The sequence below is a fragment of the Amycolatopsis pithecellobii genome (genome assembly GCF_009707865.1).
Lineage (GTDB): Bacteria > Actinomycetota > Actinomycetes > Mycobacteriales > Pseudonocardiaceae > Amycolatopsis_E > Amycolatopsis_E pithecellobii.
The window spans coordinates 1-1,496 of record NZ_WMBA01000141.1 but is presented as its reverse complement, the minus strand read 5'-3'; the positions used below and the strand labels follow the sequence as shown (position 1 = coordinate 1,496).

At 68.8% G+C, this 1,496-nt stretch carries 1 protein-coding gene; it reads left to right on the top strand.

Annotation, left to right across the window (positions count from 1 at the left end; translation table 11 throughout):
- Positions 1–121: 121 nt before the first annotated feature.
- Positions 122–1,496 (top strand): NF041680 family putative transposase (locus GKO32_RS37790; RefSeq protein ID WP_312869289.1); only part of this gene is annotated, 1,375 nt, incomplete at its 3' end.

Below are 1,496 nucleotides of genomic sequence, written 5' to 3'. Positions count from 1 at the left end.
AGCTTGAGTTTTAACGTTCGGGGCCATGACGGGGCACCCGGATGATCATGGATGAGGCCCTTGGTTGATCATGCTTCTTGCTTAGGGAAGACGATCACACCAAGGGTCTCAATTGATCAGTGTGCACCACCCCGACACCGCTATAGCGCTCGGGCATCTCTCCGTGTTCCGGCAGGAGTTCTACACCTGCCTGTCCCGCCGGGCCGACGCCCTGTTCGAGCTCACCGATGGTGTGCTCTGCTGCGATGGGCCCGTACGTACCCTGGTCGAAACCTCGCTGGCCGCCGAGCACCGGCGCGGACACGGCAGCCTCTACGCCGCCCTCAACCACGGCCGGGTGGAGATCGCCAGGCTGCGCCGTGTCCTGACCACCCTGCCCCTGCCCAAGGCGGCCGACGGGCGGCTGGTGCTGGCCGTGGACATCACCAGCTGGCTACGCCCCGAAGCCCACACCTCACCCGCCCGGATCCTGTGCCACACCTACGGCCGTGGCAAAGACACCCACATCATGGTGCCCGGCTGGCCCTATTCGGTGGTCTGTGCGCTGGAAACCGGCCGGCACTCCTGGACCGCGCCGCTGGACGCCAGGCGGCTGGCCCCCGGTGACGACGCTGCCACCGTCACTGCCACCCAACTGCGTCAGGTCGTCACCGACCTCATCACCGCCGGGCACTGGCGGCCCGGCGACCCCGACATCCTGATCGTGGCCGACGCCGGCTACGACGGTCCCCGCCTGTCGTTCCTGCTGGACGATCTCCCGGTCGCGATGCTGGTGCGGATGCGCTCCGACCGGGTCCTGCGCCGTCCGGCCCCACCCCACACACCCGGCACCCTCGGCAGGCCACGCCGCCACGGCGGCGAGTTCGTCTTCGGTGATCCCGCCACCTGGGGACCGCCGGATATCACCACCCACGCCGACACCCGCCTCTACGGCCCGGCGACCGCACGCGCGTGGAACCGGCTGCATCCCCGCCTGACCCACCGCACCGCCTGGGTCGCACACGCCGGGAAACTTCCGATCCTGGAAGGCACCCTGGTCCGTCTGGAGGTTACCCAGTTACCGTCCGGCGCGATCCCGAAACCGGTGTGGCTGTGGTATTCCCGCATCGATCAGACGATGTCCAATGTGGATCGGTTGTGGCAGGCGTTCCTGCGCCGCTTCGATATCGAGCACACCTTCCGACTGTTCAAGCAGACCCTGGGCTGGACCGCTCCGAAACTGCGTACCCCCGAGGCGGCGGATCGGTGGACCTGGCTGATCCTGGCCGCCTACGCCCAACTCCGTCTCGCCCGCCGGTTGGCCGTGGATCTGCGGCGCCCGTGGGAAAAACCCGCTCAACCAGACCGGCTGACCCCAGCCCGGGTCCGGCGCGGGTTTCGGAACCTGCGCCCACAGGCCGGCTGTCCAGCCAGTGCACCGAAACCCTCCCGACCCGGCCCCGGCCGACCAGCCGGACGCCGCAACCTGCAACCCGCCGACCGCCACGACGTGCACA